Source organism: Mesorhizobium sp. M7D.F.Ca.US.005.01.1.1, assembly GCF_003952545.1.
Lineage (GTDB): Bacteria > Pseudomonadota > Alphaproteobacteria > Rhizobiales > Rhizobiaceae > Mesorhizobium > Mesorhizobium loti.
The window spans coordinates 3,971,801-3,988,936 of record NZ_CP034453.1; the positions used below are offsets into that span (position 1 = coordinate 3,971,801).

A 17,136-nucleotide genomic window follows, 5' to 3' on the forward strand; every position below is an offset into this window, starting at 1 on the left:
CCGTGGAACGCCGATCGGCGCCGATCCTCAGCGATAAAGCGGGCGTTGCGGCGGTCGAGTTCGCGATGGTGCTGCCCATCCTGTGCCTGGTGCTGCTCGGCATTCTGGACGGCTGGTCCTACGTAACGAGCTCGCTGTCGATGCGTGCCGGCGTGAAGACTGCCGCGAACCTGGTCATGGGCGGATCGACCAATGATACGGCGACCAAGGCTGTTGCCATTGCGAGCTGGGAGAATCGGCCGGAGGACGGCCAGGTCACGCTAAGCCGGACTTACATGTGCGGGACGACCGTCGTCGACGCTGCCACCTTGTGCAGTGGGCCGAAAGCACCATCGGTCTATGTCCAGATCCAGGCATCGGCCACTTGGGTGCCGCCCATTGCCTTCGGCGCCTTTGCTGCTTCCACCACGATCGGTCACCAGGAGATGATCCGTGTCCGCTAGGGCAAGCGCGTTCGGGCGGGATCGATCGGGCGGCGCCGGGCTGGAATTCGCGCTGATCGCGCCTTTCCTCGTCATGCTGCTGTTCGGGATCTTCGCCTTCGGCTGGTCGATGAACTCGGTCTCCAGTGTTCGCTATACGCTGGAGACGTCCTCGCGTTCGCTGCAGCTTCAGAACACGCTGACCCAGGCCGACATCCAATCGATCGCCACGCAGAAATTGCAGGCCCTGGGTTTGAAGGATGTGAACGTCACGATCGCCATCGACCCGGCGAGCGGCGGCTTCCGCATGGCGCATCTGACCGCCACCTACGCCTTTGTCATCGACTTCCCTTACTTCAGCGCCTTCCCGATCAACTACGCGACAACCGTTACCGTGCCGCTGGTCGGCGGCTAGGCTCTGACAGGACAGCGATCGGCGAGACCGCGCGCTGGGCGCTGCTTACTTGTACGCCTTGAGCGCGATCAGACCACAGAGGATGATTATCGCCGTCAGGATCAGCGCCCACGACACGACGTTATGCGATAGACGCCTCCGGCGACCGCGCAGGGCCTGGTCTCGCCAGAGTTTAGCCTGATCAGCTCCTATGTTTAGTTTATCCACGCTCTTCTCCCCATGAGCAGAATGCGACTCAGCTGCATGAACGGTCGAGCGAGCATGCCCGTCCGCGAAGCTGAACGGAATGGGGGTGTGGGGCCTCATGCCCTACGTCTTCCTTGTGTTGGCGCCAAAGCCGCGCGCGCGAGGACATTCGCCGCTTCCCAAAGGTCAGAGACCGAGCGTCTGACTGGCTTCCAGATGCATCAAAACTACCGAAGGTGCGATCGTCACGTCCGTGTCAGGTTGACGGGTGGCCTCGACCAAAACGGCCGCTGCCTGTTCAACCCGATCGGCCGCATGGTCGACCTGGTCGAGCTTCTTCGCCAGGCGGCCGCGCAGGGTCGAAAGCCGTGTTGCGTGGTAGGCGGCGCTTCGCTTTCGGCCGTCCAGGGTGAGCGGTTCAAAGAGCATCGTGACGGCTCCTCACTGTACGATGGCCACCTATACGCCGCCTCTTCACGGTTCGCGATTCCCTCAAAAGGAGAACGCCCTATCCCTTTGGTCCCGACCCGGCTCCTCCTCAGAGCTGGGTCCGGGTATGGTGCTAGTCGTTCTGGATGACCACGTCCCCCGATGGGTTTTGACCATCGCAGTGACGAGTGGGCGAAACTGACGCCTCCAGAAATGAGCAGACATCGCCAAGGCGATCAGGGCGACTGCGAGAGCCGCAATATTGATCCAGTCCATCTTCCCGCCGCCATACCGACTATCGACCGTCGCAGGAAAGAACTGGCACCGCAATTGGCACCGGACGGCTAGGGCGACGACAGCCTCATGGCTTTCGCAGGTCAAGTACGGCACAACCATTCGCGCTAGCGATTTTCTTCAAAGCTTGGTCATTGGTGACGAGCAGAAAACCGTTCTGGATGCAGGTGTCGGCAATAAGGGCGTCTGCGCTGTTGCTCGGCCTTTTCTTCTCACGGTCCAGCTGATCCTTCAGTTCGCTACAGAGGGATGCGGGGCCGGTCCATTTCGCCTCACCCCATCGAGACATACCCCACACCGCAGTCTCGGTCGGAACTCGAATATGCGTAACTGCGGTGACCATGGCTTGGAGAGCGTTTCGCTTTGTGGGATCGGATGTCCGCTCGATTTCGTCGTTCTGGATATGCGTGATCACAGGCTCCCATTCTGCTGGGATTGGGGCAGGATCGATCGAACCTTCCACGAGATGGTTGAAGACATTTGTGTCCAGCATCACCTTCATGGGCCAACTTCAAAGCCAATGTTCGCTGAAATCCGCCGGCGTTTATTCGGCGCATCGGTATCAAAACTAACTAAGACATTGAAAAGCCTGGTACGCCCAAGGGGAATCGAACCCCTGTTACCGCCGTGAAAGGGCGGTGTCCTAACCGCTAGACGATGGGCGCGCTCAGACGAAGCGGCTTATACTGGCGTTGTGCGCAACCGGCAACCCGTCAGGTGCCACCTTGGACAACTTTTTTCCGAGCCTTGTAATCAAGGATTTCGCTATGTCCGGCAAGGTGCGGAATTCTGCTCTGCTGCACTCGTCGGCTACTGTCCTGGCATGGATCCCAGGGTCTGCGCCGCGGCGCTTCGCTCCTTGCTTCGCCATAGGATGACGAAGTTGCCGCTAGCCGTCGCCACCACCGCTGCGCCGGCGGCAGCGCCAGTTCCAGTCGCGCTCCGGACCGACGTCGACGTGAACCGATTCTGTGTGGCAGTAGGTGCCGACACCGCCGCGGCCGGGCATGCTTCTGATGTAGCTTGCCAGTTCCCATTTCGAAACGCCGGGCACCTGGATGTCGGCGGCGGCGCAATACATGTGCAGCGAATTCTTGGCGCCGTTGGCGCGCCGGTTGCGGGCCGGGTCGCGATAGCCTGACGTCACCGTCATCTTGCGTCCGTAGTGGCCTTCGATCGTCTTCAGCACGCGCACCAGCGACGGCTTCAAGCAGGCCACATCGACGCTTTCGTTCTGCTTGAGCAGCCCGTTGGGCGCCAGCCGGGCCATGCCGGCGGCGGACGCAACCTGATAGGAGCCGCCGACTGGCCCCTCATCCTCGTTGAGGTCGACGTCGCTTTCGTCGTCGATGCCGGACTTGCGCTTGATTTCGAACAGGGCTGTCTGGCGCACGCCGGGCAGGGCGTCGCTACCAGTGATGTGGCCGCTATTGTCGCCGCCGAGCGAAGCCAACTGCACCGGCTTTGCCGTGGAATTGGCCGAGGCGAGCGTGATGATCGGCTTTGCTGCTGCCGGCGCCGGTTTGGCCTGCACCGCGGGTTCGCCCGATCGGGTGTTGATAAGGGGCGTCGCCGAGGCCGGCGTGGCGCCGAACATCGAGGCCAGGAAGCCTTTTTTCTTTGGTTCCTCGGCCTGGGGCATCTCGCCAGCCGTCACATAGACCGGGTTGTTCATGGCCGGAGCGGCTGTCGGCTTCTGCGCGTTTACGCCGGCGTCGGCAGCTGCGATCTGCTGAGCAACCGTGTCGTTCTGCTGCGCCGTCTGCGCCTGCTGCTGCAAGGACTGCGGCGTGTTGCCGACGATCGTTTCGGCGCCCGCCGGCGTGGTCAGCGGAAAGGCGGCTCCCGGTTTGGCCATCGGCACATAGGCGACCTTCTCGGGCAGCGCCGTATCGCTTGCCGTCATCACGGTCGTCTGCTCGGTCGTGACCTCAGACGAATCGGAGGCGACGGTCGCCTTGCCGCTGGAGGCAGCGCTTATGTCCGATGCGGTGGCATTGTAGCCGGGCATTCCGACCGACATTGTCGGATCACCAGCCGAGGTGCAGGAGGCCAGAAGCAAGGAACAAAGCGCTGCCACAATGGCGCGGCGTTCTCCCTTTGCGAGGCTCCATCCTGCTGATTTCAAAGTCAAATTCCCCCTCGATGCCCGGTCGGTTTCCTTGGCGCGGCACGCATACGTCGCTGTCAAGGTGACCTTTGTCTCCGATCCGGAAACGAGACCTGTGTCAAATCCGCAAGCCTGAAAGTATTTTTGCAGTGATTGCCAAATTAGGGCTGCTTGATGGTTGACGACACCATTTCGCCCGCTTTTACCGGCCCGTCAACTCACCAGACATTACAGTCCGTTACACACGCACCTTCACATAGGTACCGGGAGCATCCCCCAAGGTTTTCATATGCTTGCCGGGTTTGCGGGCCGGCACGCGGGTGTTGTCCTTGGCCTCTATCCAGCTCTGCCAGTGCGGCCACCAGGATCCTAGGTGGTCAGTGGCCTTGGCTACCCATTGGCCGAAGTCGCCCGTTGGCGTATCCCCGGTCCAGTATTGGTATTTGTTGGATGCCGGCGGGTTTACGACACCCGCGATGTGGCCCGATCCCGCCATCACGTACTCGACCTTGCCGCCGAAATATTTCGAGCCGAGAAATACCGAAAGCGCCGGCGCGATGTGATCTTCCTTGGAAGCGAGGTTGTAGATCGGGATGGTGATGTCGCCGAGCGAGACCGTGTGGCCCGCCAGCTCCATCATGCCTCGCGAGAGATTGTTCTCGAGATAGCAATTGCGCAGGTAGAAAGAGTGATTGGCCGCGCCCATGCGGGTCGAATCGGCGTTCCAGTAGAGCAGGTCGAAGGGCAGGGGATCCTTGCCGCGCATGTAGTTGTTGACGACATAGGGCCAGATCAGATCGCCCGAGCGCAGCATGTTGAAGGCGGTCGCCATCTTGGTGCCGTCGAGATAGCCCTTTTCGCTCATCGATTTTTCCACCGCGGCGATCTGCTCCTCGTCGACGAACACTTTCAGGTCGCCGGCATGAGTGAAGTCGACCTGCGTGGTGAAGAAGGTGGCTGACTTGATGCGGTCGTCGCCTTCTCGCGCCATCAGCGCCAGTGCCGCCGCCAAAAGCGTGCCGCCGACGCAATAGCCGATAGCGTTGACGTCGCGTTCGCCGGTGGCCTTCTCGACCGTGTCGAGGCCATATTGCAGGCCTTCGCGGATATAGGCCTCCCAACCCTTGGCGCCGTGGCGCTCGTCCGGGTTGATCCAGGAGATGACGAACACGGTGTGGCCCTGTTCGATCGCCCAGCGGATGAAGGATTTCTGCGGATTCAGATCAAGGATGTAAAACTTGTTGATCCATGGCGGGCAGATCAGCAACGGCCGCTTGAGCACCGTCTCGGTCGCCGGGTCATACTGGATGATCTCGGCGACATCGCTGCGGCCAACCACCTTGCCAGGGGTGGTGGCGATGTTCCTGCCGATCTCGAAGGGTGAATAGTCGGCCTGACGCAGCTTCAGGTCGCCTTTGCCGGCGGCGATATCCTCAGCCAGCATCTTCATGCCGCGAACCAGATTCTCGCCGTTCGAGGCGACGGTTTCGCGAAACAGTTCCGGATTGGTCAGGATGAAATTCGACGGCGAGATGGCGTTGGACACCTGCTTGACGTAGAAGCCGGCCTTGTGGCGGGTGTGCTCGTCCAGACCGTCGGCGTGCTCGACCAGATCGGCCGCCCAGCGCGAGGTGACGAGATAGGCCTGCTTGAGAAAATCGAAGAAGGCGTTGCGGCCCCATTCGGGGTCGAGGAAGCGCTTGTCGCCGCGCTCCGGCTTGACGGCGTCTTCGGTGGCTTCCGCGGCGTTGCTGGTGCGCTGAATGGCGTTGGCCCAGACCGTCATGTAGCCGGAGAACAACCGCGTCTGCGCTTCCAGCGCGCGTTGCGGATCGGAAAGCCAGTATTCGCTGAGCTTGGAAAAGGTCTTCACCATGTCGACAACCGGCTCGGCGACGTGATCGCGCACGTCGCCTTTTTCGCGCGGCTCGGCCCAAGCGGACGCCGCCTTGCCGGCCTGCTCGATCATGCGCGCCATGTTCAGAGCGAAGCGTTCCGGGTCCTTCACCAGATATTGCTCGACGGTCGAAGGCTCGTCATCTTCCGCTTTGCCCGAATCGGGTGTTTTGGACATGGTTGGCGGGGTTCCTCCCGAGGCCTTTTCTTGACATATTAACATGGGACATCCGACCGGGTCCAATCTCGCTTACCTCGGCTGCCAAGGAAACAATATGACGATTAATATTGGCGAGACTGTTTTTTTCGGTGCCGGACGTTTTTGCCGCATCGGCGCGTCGATCGTCCTCATGGGGATTGCCGGGTGCTCGAGCGCCAACACGAGCGGCCCGACGCCTATTGCTGCGGGGACGGGGCCGAAGGATACCGGCACCTTTCCAAACCTGAACATTAAGCCGCAAGTGGCGGCGCCGCAGTTCACCGAAGCCGAGAAGAACGCCAAGCTTGCGCAATTGAAGGCGGACGAGAACGCGCAGGCAGCCAAAGGCGGCGGTCCGAAGGTCGCCAACCAGGCGGCACTGACGGATCTCGCCAAGAAGCATGGCGACGAAACGCTGAAGCAGATCGAAGCCAAATGCGATCCCGCCCTCGACCCTACCTGCAAATAAGTATATAGCGCGCGCCCAATACCCCCTTTGCTGTCTGGAACTGCCATGGAAGAATTTCACAAGGTTCGCCGGCTTCCGCCTTACGTCTTCGAGCAGGTCAACCGGCTCAAGGCCAGCGCCCGTTCGCGCGGCGCCGACATCATCGACCTCGGCATGGGCAATCCGGACCTGCCCACACCCAAGGCCATCGTCGACAAGCTGTGCGAGATCGTGCGCGATCCGCGCACGCATCGTTATTCCTCATCGCGCGGCATTCCGGGCCTGCGCCGTGCGCAGGCCAGCTACTATAACAGGCGCTTCGGCGTGAAGCTCAATCCCGATACGCAAGTGGTGGCCACGCTTGGTTCGAAGGAAGGCTTCGCCAACATGGCGCAGGCAATCACGGCGCCTGGCGACGTGATCCTGTGCCCGAATCCGACCTATCCGATCCATGCCTTCGGCTTCATCATGTCGGGCGGCGTCATCCGCTCGCTGCAGGTGGAGCCCGATGACGGCTTCATCCCGGCGCTCGAGCGCGGCGTCAAGCATTCGATCCCGAAGCCGCTGGCGCTGATCCTCAACTATCCATCGAACCCGACGGCGCTGGTCGCCTCGCTCGATTTCTACAAGGATGTGGTCGCCTTCGCCAAGAAAAACGACATCATCATCCTGTCCGACCTTGCCTATTCGGAGATCTATTTCGACGGCAATCCGCCGCCTTCGGTGCTGCAGGTGCCGGGCGCGATCGACGTCTGTGTCGAGTTCACCTCGATGTCGAAGACCTTCTCGATGCCGGGCTGGCGCATGGGCTTTGCCGTCGGCAACGAGCGGCTGATCTCGGCCCTGACCAGGGTGAAATCCTACCTCGACTACGGCGCCTTCACGCCGATCCAGGTGGCGGCGGCACACGCGCTCAACGGCGACGGCGCCGACATCGCCGAGGTCCGCGACATCTATCACAAGCGCCGCGACGTGATGGTCGATGCCTTCGGCCGCGCCGGCTGGACCATTCCGGCACCGGCGGCGTCGATGTTTGCCTGGGCGCCGATCCCGGAGCCGTTCCGGCATCTCGGCTCGCTCGAATTCTCCAAGCTGCTCATCGAACATGCCGACGTGGCGGTGGCGCCCGGTGTCGGCTTCGGCGAACATGGCGACGATCACGTGCGCATTGCGCTGGTCGAGAACGAGCATCGGATCCGGCAGGCGGCGCGCAACATCAAGCGCTTCCTGGCGACCAGCGCCAAGCAACCCAACAATGTGGTTCCGCTTTCCGCTCACCGGTAAGTTTGCCGCACGCAATTTGATCTGACTTGAGGGACGTCGCCGGACATGGCTGAACCATTGCGTGTTGGAATTGCCGGCCTCGGCACGGTTGGCGCGTCGGCGGCGCGCGTGCTGCGCGACAAGGCGGCGGAGCTGACCCGCCAGTGCGGCCGTGACGTCATCGTCACCGCCGTCTCGGCGCGCGACCAGAAGCGTGATCGCGGCGTCGATCTGAGTTCGGCAAAGTGGTTCGACGATCCGGTCAAGATGGCGCAGGCCGCCGAAATCGACGTGTTCGTCGAACTGATCGGCGGCGACGAGGGGCCGGCGCGCTCATCGGTGAAGGCGGCACTCGAAGCCGGCCGTCACGTCGTCACTGCCAACAAGGCGCTGCTCGCCAAGCATGGCGTGGCGCTGGCCGAGATCGCCGAGAAGAAGGGCGTGCTGCTTAACTACGAGGCCGCCGTGGCGGGCGGCATTCCGGTCATCAAGACGATGCGCGAGGCGATGGCCGGCAATTCGGTCACCCGCGTGTTCGGCATCCTCAACGGCACCTGCAACTATATCCTGACCCGCATGGAGGCCGAGGGCATCTCATTCGACGCCTGCCTGAAGGACGCGCAGCGGCTGGGGTATGCCGAGGCCGATCCGACCTTCGACATCGAGGGCCACGACACCGCGCACAAGCTGTCGATCCTGACCAGCCTTGCCTTCGGCACCAGGATCGCCGCCAACGACATCTACATGGAAGGCATTTCCAACATCACCCAGGCCGACATCCGCGCGGCCGGCGATCTTGGCTACCGGATCAAGCTGCTTGGTGTCGCCCAGCGCACCGAGAGCGGCATCGAGCAGCGCGTCCATCCGACGATGGTGCCGACCGCCTCGGTCATCGCGCAGGTGCACGGCGTGACCAATGCGGTGGCGATCGAGACCGACATTCTTGGCGAGCTGCTGCTGTCCGGCCCCGGTGCGGGCGGCAACGCCACCGCCTCGGCCGTCATCGGCGACATCGCCGACATCGCCAAGAGCCGGCCCGGCTTCCAGCACGGTCCGGTCTTCGGCCGGCCGGCGAAGGAGCTGAAACCGTATAAGAAGGCGCAGATGCGCAGCCATGCCGGCGGCTACTTCATCCGGCTGACCGTGCATGATCGCATCGGCGTGTTTGCGGCAATAGCCAAGCGCATGGCCGACAACGACATTTCGCTGGAATCGATCGTCCAGCACGCGGTCAACGGCGAGGCGGCAGCTCAGAAGACGGTGATCCTCGTCACCCACGAGACGACGGAGGCCGCCGTGCGCAAGGCCGTCGACGGCATCACCAAGGACGGCCACCTGACCGACAAGCCTCAGGTCATCCGCATCGAGCGGGCAGGGTAGTTTTCCTGGGGATAGCCGCGTGGGACAGGAATCCCGCAGGCATCGAGGTCCGGCCTGACGGCAAACAGCCGCTTCCGGCCGGAACGAATTCGCGTCGCCGCCGTTCTCTTGGTCAGCAACCAGAGGGAGCCGCTTCATGGCCGACACCAACAAATCCGACACCCCGCACATCGACGACATCCAGAAGACGCTGGAAAAGCAGATTGCCGAACTGCGCAAGGAGATCACCAAGATCAACAAGAGCATTTCGGCGCGGGGCGCGGAAATGCTCGATGACGCCAGCGAACAGGCTTCCGATTTCTACGACACGGCGGCGGCCCGCGCGTCGCGAACCGCCCAACAGCTGCGCAGCCAGGCCCATGCTGTTTCGGAAGTCGCACGCGAAAATCCCGGTACGACGACAGCCGTGGTCGGCGTGATCGGCCTGCTCGGCTTTCTGGCCGGCTTCGCCATTGGCCAGTCGATGAACGACACGTCGCGCCGCTGGTATTGATCGCGGCGCGATAGGGCCGGTTTCTCCGGCTCATTTCCCTGTTTCAGCACATCATCTTTAAGGAGGGCACCATGGCTTCATCCGCGTTGATCAGCATCCTGATCACATTCCTCGTCATCATCCTCGTTCTCTATCTGGTTCAGCGTCTGCCGCTCGATGCCCGCATGAGGCAGATCGCCCAGATCATCGTGATCATCATTGGCATCATTTCGCTGCTCAAATACCTTGCGGTTTTCTAGGCCGCGAAGGGCGCCGATGTTCAATTTTTCATGCCGGCCCGGTTCTTTGCGACCGGGCCGGCGTCGTTTCAAAATGCGTTTAATCGATTGATATTGCTGGCTATTCGATAAAGTTTTGGATGGGTCTTGCCGTTGTCATGCTCGCCTGACAAAACAGGCCCGCCTCCGGCGGGAGGCCGCATTGCCAACGAGGAAATCACCAGATGAATGTGGCCCAGAACATCGTCGCCGGTCTTGACCGGATACTCACCATGGAACTGGTGCGCGTCACCGAACGGGCCGCCGTCGCGGCCGCCAGGCTGCGTGGGCGCGGCGACGAAAAGGCGGCCGACCAGGTCGCCGTGGATGCCATGCGCCAGGAGCTCAACCGCCTTGCCATCAAGGGCACGGTGGTGATCGGCGAGGGCGAGAGGGACGAAGCGCCGATGCTCTATATCGGCGAGGAAGTCGGCTCGGGCAAAGGTCCGGCCGTCGATATCGCACTCGATCCGCTCGAAGGCACGACGATCTGCGCCAAGAACCTGCCCAATGCGCTCGCCGTCATCGCGATCGCCGAGAAGGGCAGCCTGCTGTTCGCACCCGATGTCTACATGGACAAGATCGCCATCGGCCCTGGCTATGCAGACGGCGTCATCGACATCGATGCCTCGCCGGCCGAAAACATTGCCAGTCTCGCGAGGGCCAAGGGTGTCACTATATCGGATATCACCACCTGTATCCTCGACCGGCCACGTCATGCCAAGCTGATCGATGCGGTGCGCGCCACGGGTGCCGCGATCCGGCTGATCGGCGACGGCGATGTCGCCGGCGTCATCCACACCACGGATCCCGAAGAAACCGGCATCGATATCTATCTTGGCACTGGCGGCGCGCCCGAGGGCGTGCTGGCGGCGGCCGCGCTGCGTTGCACCGGCGGCCAGATGCAGGGCCGGCTGATCCTCGACACGCCGGAAAAGGTCGCTCGCGCGGCAAAGATGGGTATTTCCAATCCGAAACGGGTCTATCGGACGGAGGACATGGCGCGCGGCGATGTGCTGTTTGCGGCGACCGGTGTCACCGACGGCAACATGCTGGCTGGCGTCAAGTTCGGCCGCAATTACATCACCACCCACACGATCGTGCTGCGCTCGTCGTCGCGGACGGTGCGCGAGATCAAGGCCAGGCATCAGGACCTGGATAAGTTCTGACGCTCGCTTGCGAAGCCACCTTGCAATTGTTAGCCATTCGGGCGCGTCCGATGCTGGCTGCAAGGATTTGACGATGAAACCGTTCGACTGGCACGCGGATCCGATTTCGCGCGCCACCGCCATCACGAAGTCCTATCGCAACACCCAGAACGTGCGCCGTTTTCTCACCCGGGAATGCGGCGATGCGTTCAGATTCGACCGGCCTTTCATGGCCTGGCTCAAGGACGGTGCGGACAAGACGATGGGCGATGCAGCCGACGAATGGCTTCGGCGCCGGGCTGAAAAGCGGAAAGCGTAGTTTTCTTGAACACCCGTGAACCGCTTGGCTTTGCCTGCCTTTGGCCGAAAGCGCGTCGCGTTCACCCGACGCGCTTTCATGCATGTCGTTGTCCCAAAACCGCTGCGCACTTTTGGGTGACATGCACTATCCTGCGGCCAATCATGAGTTGGCAAAGCGTATGACCGGCGAAAAACGCCTCTTCCTCGATGTCAGGCAGTCGGCTACCGGGGTCTCCTGGGAGCACCGGCTGACCGAGCGGCAGGACATGATCGCGCTCGCCATCGCGCAAGGCCATGGCGTGCCCGATGTCGTTGCGCGGGTGCTTGCCGGTCGTGGCGTCACCGCCGAGCAGACGGAGCGGTTTCTCGACCCGACGATCCGCGATCTTCTGCCGGATCCGGCATCGCTGACCGACATGGACAGGGCGGCGGCACGCATCGCCGCCGCGGTGATGGCCAGGGAAAAGGTGGCGATCTTCGGTGACTATGATGTCGACGGCGCCGCTTCGTCGGCCTTGCTGAAGCGGTTCCTTACGCATTTCTCGGTGCCGTCGGAAATCTACATCCCGGATCGTATTTTCGAGGGCTATGGCCCCAATCCGGATGCCATGCGCGAGCTTGTTTCGCGTGGCGCGACACTGATCGTCACCGTCGATTGCGGCACCAACAGTGCCGTTTCCATCGATGCCGCCAACGATGCCGGGGCCGATGTCGTGGTGCTCGACCACCACCAGGTCGGCGGCGCTTTGCCGGCGGCAATCGCTGTCGTCAATCCCAATCGCGACGATGACCTTTCCGGGCAGGGCCATCTCTGTGCCGCCGGCGTGGTCTTCCTCGCCCTTGTGCAGACGGCCAAGATCCTGCGCGGCCGCATGGCCGATGCCACCCCGCCGGACCTGCTTTCACTGCTTGATATTGTAGCGCTGGCCACCGTCTGTGACGTGGTGCCATTGACCGGCGTCAACCGCGCCTTCGTGGTCAAAGGGCTACAGATGGCGCGCCAGCAGAAGAACGAAGGGCTGGCGGCACTGGCACGGGTGTCGCGCATCGGCGAGCCGATCAGCACTTTCCATCTGGCCTATCTGATCGGCCCTCGCATCAACGCCGGCGGGCGCATAGGCGATGCCGCACTCGGCAGCCGGCTGCTTGCGACCGACGACCCGGTCGAGGCGCGCACCATCGCCGAGACGCTCGATCGGCTCAACCAGGAACGGCAGCTGATGGAGCAGGAGATGCTCGCCGCAGCGCGTGCCGAGGCCGATGCAGAGCTTGCCGGCGGCAATGGCCCCGCCATCGTCGTCACCGCCAGCAACAGCTGGCATCCGGGCATTGTCGGCCTGCTCGCCTCACGATTGAAGGACCATGCCCGCCGACCCGCCTTCGCCATCGCCTTCAACGCCAATGGCGTCGGCACCGGCTCGGGCCGTTCGGTGTCCGGCTTCGACCTCGGCCGGCTGGTGCGCGAGGCGGCCGATGCCGGGCTGATCGTCAAGGGCGGCGGCCATGGCATGGCGGCCGGCATCACCGTGGAGCGGGCGAAGCTTGGCGAGCTCAGGGCGTTTTTCGAAGAGCGGGCGGCAGCCGATGTGTTCCGGCTGCAAGGCGAGGAAAGCCTGGCGATCGACGGCGCGCTTGCCGCTGAAGGCGCGACGCTTGGACTGCTCGACGCGCTGGAAAAGGCCGGACCGTTCGGTGCCGGGCATGCAGCACCCGTTTTCGCTCTGCCGCGCCATCGGCTGGCAGACGCCAGGCCGGTCGGCACCAACCACATCCGCGTCGAGCTGCAATCGGAAAGCGGCGGTCGCATCCAGGCGATCGCCTTTCGCGCCGTCGATACCGCGCTTGGCGAGTTCCTGTTCAAGAACCGGGGCAAGACTATCCACGTCGCCGGTTCGCTGTCGGGCAATTACTGGAACGGCAACCGCACGGTGCAGTTTCGCATTGTCGATGCGGCGCGCGCATAGTCGCCTGCGGCCAACTCAACTGGCCGGTGTACATAGGGCAACAGCGTCGCGGGGCAGCATGGCTCCGTCAGTGTGACGGAACGCACCAATCATGTGTTGAAAGGGGCAGATAGGCCTAGGCCAGAACGGACTGCAGCCGGGTCAGTTCGCCGATCTGGGCCATCGTCGCCTGATAGCCGAGGTTGATCGCCTCGTCGGCGCGATGAAATTCGGTCAGGCCGATATGGCTGAGCTTCGGCTGCAGTGACATGTCGGGCGGATCGCCGGCAAGCCTGGCGCGCGAAATGCGGTCCTGGATGATGTTGAAGGCCTCGACCATGACGCCGGTGATGCCGAGTCGCGTCTGATGCGACTGGTGCTCGGCGTCGACCTGACCGGGTCTCGGCGCGTCCTTTTCGACGACCAGTTCGCCGGCGCTGTGCTTGATAACGGCGGCACGGCCGAACAGATCATAGTGAAGATTGACCGCTACGACGAGCGGCTGCTCATAGGCACGGCAGACCGAAACCGGCACCGGGTTGACCAGAGCGCCGTCGACCAGCACGCGGCCATTGCAATTCACCGGCTCGAACACGCCGGGCAGCGCATAGGAAGCGCGCATGGCGGTGATCAACGAGCCGCTCGACAGCCAGATTTCGTGGCCAGTGCGGATTTCGGACGTGACTGCGACGAACGGCTTGACCAAATCCTCGAAACGAATGCCGGCCATGTGCTCGCGCAGCCGGGCGTCGAGCTTCATGCCGCCGAACAGGCCGCTGCCACGCAGGTTGAGATCGAGCAGGCCGAAGATGCGTCGCTTGGTCAGGCTGCGGGCGAATTCTTCGAGTTCGTCCAGTTTGCCGGCAAGATAGCAACCGCCGACCAGAGCACCGATCGAGGTGCCGGCGATCATCGACACTTCGATACCGGCTTCGTCGAGCGCGCGCAGTACGCCGATATGCGCCCAACCGCGGGCGCAACCGCCGCCCAAGGCGAGCGAAATGCCTGTTTTCTTCGGAGGTTTCGTTTCGGACGCGCCGCCTGACGAGGACAGGCCGTTGGCCTCCCTGACATCTGGTCTGTTACGCAATGACGCCCACTCGAGCATCATGATCTCCCTTGTCCCACTCCCTTTCTACAGGAAGTACGTTTGAGAATAGTGAACATGAGTGGTTTGTGAATATTGAATGGTTCACAGAGGCTTCCGATACGTGTTTTCCGCATCGAACAGCGGTTTGCTGCCGTCGCCGGCAAGCGTCCCCTTGCCATCGACCAGCCCCACCGTCCGATAAAAGCATGAACGCCGACCGGTGTGACAGGTTGCGTCGTGGCCCAACACTTTGACGCGCAGCCACAACGCATCCTGGTCGCAATCGGTGCGCATCTCGACGACATGCTGGAAATTGCCCGAGGTTTCGCCCTTTTTCCAAAGCGCGTTGCGCGAGCGTGACCAGTAGTGAGCGATGCCTGTCTCCAGCGTCAGCGCCAGCGCCTGCGCATTCATGTGCGCAACCATCAACAGCATGCCATCTTGGGCGTCGGTGACGACGACAGTGACCAGACCGGCAGCGTCGAAGCGCGGTGAAAACACCGCGCCTTCCTCGAGCGCTTTCTTGTCTGACGGAGCTTTCGGGAATTCAAGTGCCGACATCGCCGGTCCTTATCTAGCGAAGTCGGTGGGGCTATCAGACCCCGCCGCCGCGCACCATGGTGACGAAACGGACCTGCTCTTCGGGCGTGTCCTTGAAGACACCGGTGAAGGTCGAGGTCAGCGTTGTGGAACCCTGCTTGCGGATGCCGCGCATGGCCATGCACATGTGTTCGGCCTCGATCATGACGGCGACGCCGCGCGGATTGAGCACGTCCTGGATGACGCCGGCGATCTGCGCCGTCAGGGCCTCCTGCGTCTGCAGGCGGTGGGCGAAGATGTCGACGACACGCGCGATCTTGGAAAGGCCGACGACCTTGCCGTCCGGCAGATAGCCGACATGCGCCTTGCCGATGATCGGCACCATGTGGTGCTCGCAATGCGAATGGAATGTTATGTCCTTGACGATAACCAGGTCATCGTAGCCGGCGACCTCCTCGAATGTGCGGCCGAGTTCCTCGGCCGGGCACATGTCGTAGCCGCCGAACATTTCGCGATAGGCCTTGGCCACCCGCTTCGGTGTGTCGATCAGCCCTTCGCGGTCCGGATTGTCGCCGGTCCAGCGCAAAAGCGTGCGCACGGCGGCCTCGACTTCGGCTTCGCTCGGCCGGTCGGTAACCGGCTTCTCCATATAGGCTGACTGGGGCATGAGTTTCTTGATGACGGCATCCATAAAAGGCGTCTCCCGTAGTCCCTCTCGGCGGAGGAACGAGTTGAACGGACCACGACCTTTCGGTTTCGGAAACTCGCCCCGTTTCCAGCCCCGTAAGTGGCGTGAACTTCCCGGCAAGGACATTGGCTTTCGTTGTCTTGTCGATACCGGACTGCCAGCATTATATATGGTCATGATGAGCGAAAGGAAGACACGACAGCGGCAATCGCTGTTCGCTTGGCGGCGACGGATTGGAAAATAATGATAAACGATGTCTACAATACGAAAATTCTCGGTTTTGCCGGAAACATCGCCCGCATCGGTCGCCTCGATCATCCTGACGCGACCGCCAAGGCGCATTCCAAGCTTTGCGGCTCGACCGTCACCGTCGACCTCAAGATGCGCGATGGCGTGGTCACGGACTTTGCCCATGACGTGAAGGCCTGCGCGCTCGGCCAGGCGTCGTCCTCGATCATGGCGCAGCATGTCGTCGGCGCCAGTGCCGAGGAATTGCGCGCGGTGCGCGACACCATGCTGAAGATGCTGAAAGAAAATGGCGCCCCGCCGGCCGGTCGCTTCGCGGACCTCAGATATCTAGAGCCGGTGCGCGACTACAAGGCGCGTCATGCCTCGACCATGCTGACTTTCGATGCCGTGGTCGACGCGATCGGCCAGATCGAAAAGAAGCGCGCCGAAGAAGCGGCCTGAGGGCCGATAACCGACCGTTACAGAGCACGTCTGCTTTCGGCAAATTCGCCGCGTACCCAGTCGGCGAACGCGGCGGCCGGCTCCGAGAGATCGCGCAAGCTTCTGGCCACCAGCCAATAGGCGCCGGATGCGACGTCGATGTCGAACGGCTTGACCAGCGTGCCGGATTTGATTTCTCCGCCGATCTGCAAGAGATCGCCAAGCGCCACGCCATGTCCGAGCAGGGCGGCCTGCTTTGAAAGCGACGCGTCCGCCAGCATCGGACCGCGCGCGGGCACGGCGTCGGCGGGTACGCCAGCGGCTTCGAACCAGCGCGCCCAACCCTGACGGTTCTCCTCGTGCAAAAGCGTGTAGTGACCAAGATCGATCGGCCTCTCTAGGGCAGGGCCCGAGGCAAGCAGCGCCGGCGACAGAACCGGTGAATCGACTGTCGAGGCAAGCCGCTCAGCCTGGCTGCGCGGCCACGAGCTGGCGTGCGTGCTGAAGCGTAAGGCAAGTTCGGGCTGATCGCTGCGGAACTCGATCAGCCTTGGGTCGACTTCGAGAGAGACGTCGATATCGGGCCGCAACTGGCGAAATCGATTGAGCCGGGGGACCAGCCACACGGATGCAAGTGACGGCTCGACACTGACGCGAACCACGGACTGCGCCGGCGTCGCCACCAGTTCTCCAAGCAAGGTGTCGATAGCGTCGAAGCTTTTGACGAGCTGATCCAGCAGACGCCGGCCGGTGTCGGTCAGTTCGACACGGCGATGGTGACGTTCGAACAGGGGCTGGCGCAGGAAGGTTTCGAGTTCGCGGATCTGCCGGCTGATCGCCGCCTGCGAGACGAAAAGCTCCTCGGCGGCCCTGCTGAAGCTCAGATGTCGGCCAGCCGCCTCGAAGCTTCTCAATGCCGTCAGCGGCAAGCGTCCGCGCTTCATTCGCATAACCCAAGATTATCCG

General features: G+C 62.4%; 19 protein-coding genes and 1 tRNA gene. 11 read left to right on the plus strand and 9 right to left on the minus strand.

The features are described 5' to 3' along the window. Positions 1 to 2 precede the first annotated feature (2 nt). Both EJ076_RS18975 and EJ076_RS18980 read left to right on the plus strand, forming a co-directional pair. Positions 3 to 443: a TadE/TadG family type IV pilus assembly protein gene (locus EJ076_RS18975; protein WP_170136885.1), complete on the plus strand. Its 441-nt coding sequence runs from the start codon at positions 3 to 5 to the stop codon at positions 441 to 443. Next, positions 433 to 837, plus strand: coding sequence for a TadE/TadG family type IV pilus assembly protein (locus tag EJ076_RS18980; RefSeq protein WP_126068913.1), 405 nt, complete (start codon positions 433 to 435; stop codon positions 835 to 837). The genes EJ076_RS18975 and EJ076_RS18980 overlap by 11 nt, the downstream gene beginning before the upstream one ends. A 372-nt stretch (positions 838 to 1,209) precedes the next feature. Here EJ076_RS18980 and EJ076_RS18990 read toward each other — a convergent pair whose 3' ends face one another. From EJ076_RS18990 to phaC, 5 genes are all read right to left on the minus strand, one after another. Beyond that, entirely contained in the window at positions 1,210 to 1,452 is a 243-nt protein-coding gene (locus tag EJ076_RS18990; protein WP_109671545.1) for a hypothetical protein, read from the minus strand. 361 nt (positions 1,453 to 1,813) lie between these two features. Next, positions 1,814 to 2,248, minus strand: coding sequence for a PIN domain-containing protein (locus EJ076_RS18995; protein WP_126068914.1), 435 nt, complete (start codon positions 2,246 to 2,248; stop codon positions 1,814 to 1,816). Between the two features lie 88 nt (positions 2,249 to 2,336). Next, positions 2,337 to 2,411 (minus strand) — tRNA-Glu (locus EJ076_RS19000). A gap of 224 nt (positions 2,412 to 2,635) precedes the next feature. After that, positions 2,636 to 3,880, minus strand: coding sequence for a YcbK family protein (locus tag EJ076_RS19005; protein ID WP_126068915.1), 1,245 nt, complete (start codon positions 3,878 to 3,880; stop codon positions 2,636 to 2,638). Between the two features lie 214 nt (positions 3,881 to 4,094). After that, entirely contained in the window at positions 4,095 to 5,930 is a 1,836-nt protein-coding gene (gene phaC / locus EJ076_RS19010) for a class I poly(R)-hydroxyalkanoic acid synthase (RefSeq protein WP_126068916.1), read from the minus strand. Positions 5,931 to 5,973: 43 nt separating this feature from the next. Between phaC and EJ076_RS19015 the strand changes: the two genes are divergently transcribed. The 8 genes from EJ076_RS19015 (at position 5,974) to recJ (ending at position 13,204) form a co-directional block, all read left to right on the plus strand. Continuing rightward, positions 5,974 to 6,420 (plus strand): hypothetical protein, encoded by a 447-nt coding sequence (locus tag EJ076_RS19015; protein WP_245462835.1) that lies wholly within the window; start codon positions 5,974 to 5,976, stop codon positions 6,418 to 6,420. 45 nt (positions 6,421 to 6,465) lie between these two features. Further along, the gene (locus EJ076_RS19020) at positions 6,466 to 7,683 is read left to right on the plus strand and encodes an LL-diaminopimelate aminotransferase (protein ID WP_126068917.1); all 1,218 of its coding nucleotides are present in this window, start codon (positions 6,466 to 6,468) and stop codon (positions 7,681 to 7,683) included. A gap of 45 nt (positions 7,684 to 7,728) precedes the next feature. Further along, entirely contained in the window at positions 7,729 to 9,042 is a 1,314-nt protein-coding gene (locus EJ076_RS19025; RefSeq protein WP_126068918.1) for a homoserine dehydrogenase, read from the plus strand. Positions 9,043 to 9,178: 136 nt separating this feature from the next. After that, complete coding sequence (locus EJ076_RS19030; protein WP_109671538.1) at positions 9,179 to 9,535, plus strand: hypothetical protein; 357 nt, start codon at positions 9,179 to 9,181, stop codon at positions 9,533 to 9,535. A 71-nt stretch (positions 9,536 to 9,606) separates the two neighbouring features. Further along, on the plus strand, positions 9,607 to 9,774 hold the full coding sequence (locus tag EJ076_RS19035) for a Thivi_2564 family membrane protein (RefSeq protein ID WP_109671537.1): 168 nt from the start codon (positions 9,607 to 9,609) through the stop codon (positions 9,772 to 9,774). 203 nt (positions 9,775 to 9,977) lie between these two features. Next, positions 9,978 to 10,961 (plus strand): class II fructose-bisphosphatase, encoded by a 984-nt coding sequence (gene glpX / locus EJ076_RS19040; RefSeq protein ID WP_126068919.1) that lies wholly within the window; start codon positions 9,978 to 9,980, stop codon positions 10,959 to 10,961. Between the two features lie 73 nt (positions 10,962 to 11,034). Next, complete coding sequence (locus EJ076_RS19045; protein WP_109671535.1) at positions 11,035 to 11,259, plus strand: DUF6434 domain-containing protein; 225 nt, start codon at positions 11,035 to 11,037, stop codon at positions 11,257 to 11,259. A 160-nt stretch (positions 11,260 to 11,419) separates the two neighbouring features. Then, positions 11,420 to 13,204, plus strand: coding sequence for a single-stranded-DNA-specific exonuclease RecJ (gene recJ / locus EJ076_RS19050; RefSeq protein ID WP_126068920.1), 1,785 nt, complete (start codon positions 11,420 to 11,422; stop codon positions 13,202 to 13,204). 115 nt (positions 13,205 to 13,319) lie between these two features. Here the strand turns inward: recJ and EJ076_RS19055 are convergent, their stop codons facing one another. The 3 genes from EJ076_RS19055 to folE form a co-directional block, all read right to left on the minus strand. Next, complete coding sequence (locus EJ076_RS19055; protein WP_109671563.1) at positions 13,320 to 14,291, minus strand: patatin family protein; 972 nt, start codon at positions 14,289 to 14,291, stop codon at positions 13,320 to 13,322. 84 nt (positions 14,292 to 14,375) lie between these two features. Then, on the minus strand, positions 14,376 to 14,834 hold the full coding sequence (gene hisI, locus EJ076_RS19060) for a phosphoribosyl-AMP cyclohydrolase (protein ID WP_109671534.1): 459 nt from the start codon (positions 14,832 to 14,834) through the stop codon (positions 14,376 to 14,378). Between the two features lie 34 nt (positions 14,835 to 14,868). After that, positions 14,869 to 15,504 carry a GTP cyclohydrolase I FolE gene (folE, locus tag EJ076_RS19065; protein WP_109671533.1) on the minus strand — a complete coding sequence of 212 codons (636 nt, stop codon included), beginning with the start codon at positions 15,502 to 15,504 and terminating at the stop codon, positions 14,869 to 14,871. Positions 15,505 to 15,744: 240 nt separating this feature from the next. Between folE and EJ076_RS19070 the strand changes: the two genes are divergently transcribed. Further along, positions 15,745 to 16,191, plus strand: coding sequence for an iron-sulfur cluster assembly scaffold protein (locus tag EJ076_RS19070; RefSeq protein WP_126068921.1), 447 nt, complete (start codon positions 15,745 to 15,747; stop codon positions 16,189 to 16,191). 17 nt (positions 16,192 to 16,208) lie between these two features. Here EJ076_RS19070 and EJ076_RS19075 read toward each other — a convergent pair whose 3' ends face one another. Then, on the minus strand, positions 16,209 to 17,114 hold the full coding sequence (locus tag EJ076_RS19075) for a LysR substrate-binding domain-containing protein (protein ID WP_126068922.1): 906 nt from the start codon (positions 17,112 to 17,114) through the stop codon (positions 16,209 to 16,211). Positions 17,115 to 17,136 lie beyond the last annotated feature (22 nt).

Bases quoted from the DNA above. Each gene is read 5' to 3' on its own strand.
- EJ076_RS19020 (WP_126068917.1), top strand. From the start codon at position 6,466: ATGGAAGAATTTCACAAGGTTCGCCGGCTTCCGCCTTACGTCTTCGAG.
- EJ076_RS19045 (WP_109671535.1), top strand. From the start codon at position 11,035: ATGAAACCGTTCGACTGGCACGCGGATCCGATTTCGCGCGCCACCGCC.
- folE (WP_109671533.1), bottom strand. From the start codon at position 15,504: ATGGATGCCGTCATCAAGAAACTCATGCCCCAGTCAGCCTATATGGAG.
- recJ (WP_126068920.1), top strand. From the start codon at position 11,420: ATGACCGGCGAAAAACGCCTCTTCCTCGATGTCAGGCAGTCGGCTACC.
- EJ076_RS19035 (WP_109671537.1), top strand. From the start codon at position 9,607: ATGGCTTCATCCGCGTTGATCAGCATCCTGATCACATTCCTCGTCATC.
- EJ076_RS19030 (WP_109671538.1), top strand. From the start codon at position 9,179: ATGGCCGACACCAACAAATCCGACACCCCGCACATCGACGACATCCAG.
- EJ076_RS19075 (WP_126068922.1), bottom strand. From the start codon at position 17,114: ATGAAGCGCGGACGCTTGCCGCTGACGGCATTGAGAAGCTTCGAGGCG.
- hisI (WP_109671534.1), bottom strand. From the start codon at position 14,834: ATGTCGGCACTTGAATTCCCGAAAGCTCCGTCAGACAAGAAAGCGCTC.
- EJ076_RS18995 (WP_126068914.1), bottom strand. From the start codon at position 2,248: ATGAAGGTGATGCTGGACACAAATGTCTTCAACCATCTCGTGGAAGGT.
- phaC (WP_126068916.1), bottom strand. From the start codon at position 5,930: ATGTCCAAAACACCCGATTCGGGCAAAGCGGAAGATGACGAGCCTTCG.
- EJ076_RS19025 (WP_126068918.1), top strand. From the start codon at position 7,729: ATGGCTGAACCATTGCGTGTTGGAATTGCCGGCCTCGGCACGGTTGGC.
- EJ076_RS19055 (WP_109671563.1), bottom strand. From the start codon at position 14,291: ATGCTCGAGTGGGCGTCATTGCGTAACAGACCAGATGTCAGGGAGGCC.
- EJ076_RS19015 (WP_245462835.1), top strand. From the start codon at position 5,974: ATGGGACATCCGACCGGGTCCAATCTCGCTTACCTCGGCTGCCAAGGA.
- EJ076_RS18990 (WP_109671545.1), bottom strand. From the start codon at position 1,452: ATGCTCTTTGAACCGCTCACCCTGGACGGCCGAAAGCGAAGCGCCGCC.
- glpX (WP_126068919.1), top strand. From the start codon at position 9,978: ATGAATGTGGCCCAGAACATCGTCGCCGGTCTTGACCGGATACTCACC.
- EJ076_RS19070 (WP_126068921.1), top strand. From the start codon at position 15,745: ATGATAAACGATGTCTACAATACGAAAATTCTCGGTTTTGCCGGAAAC.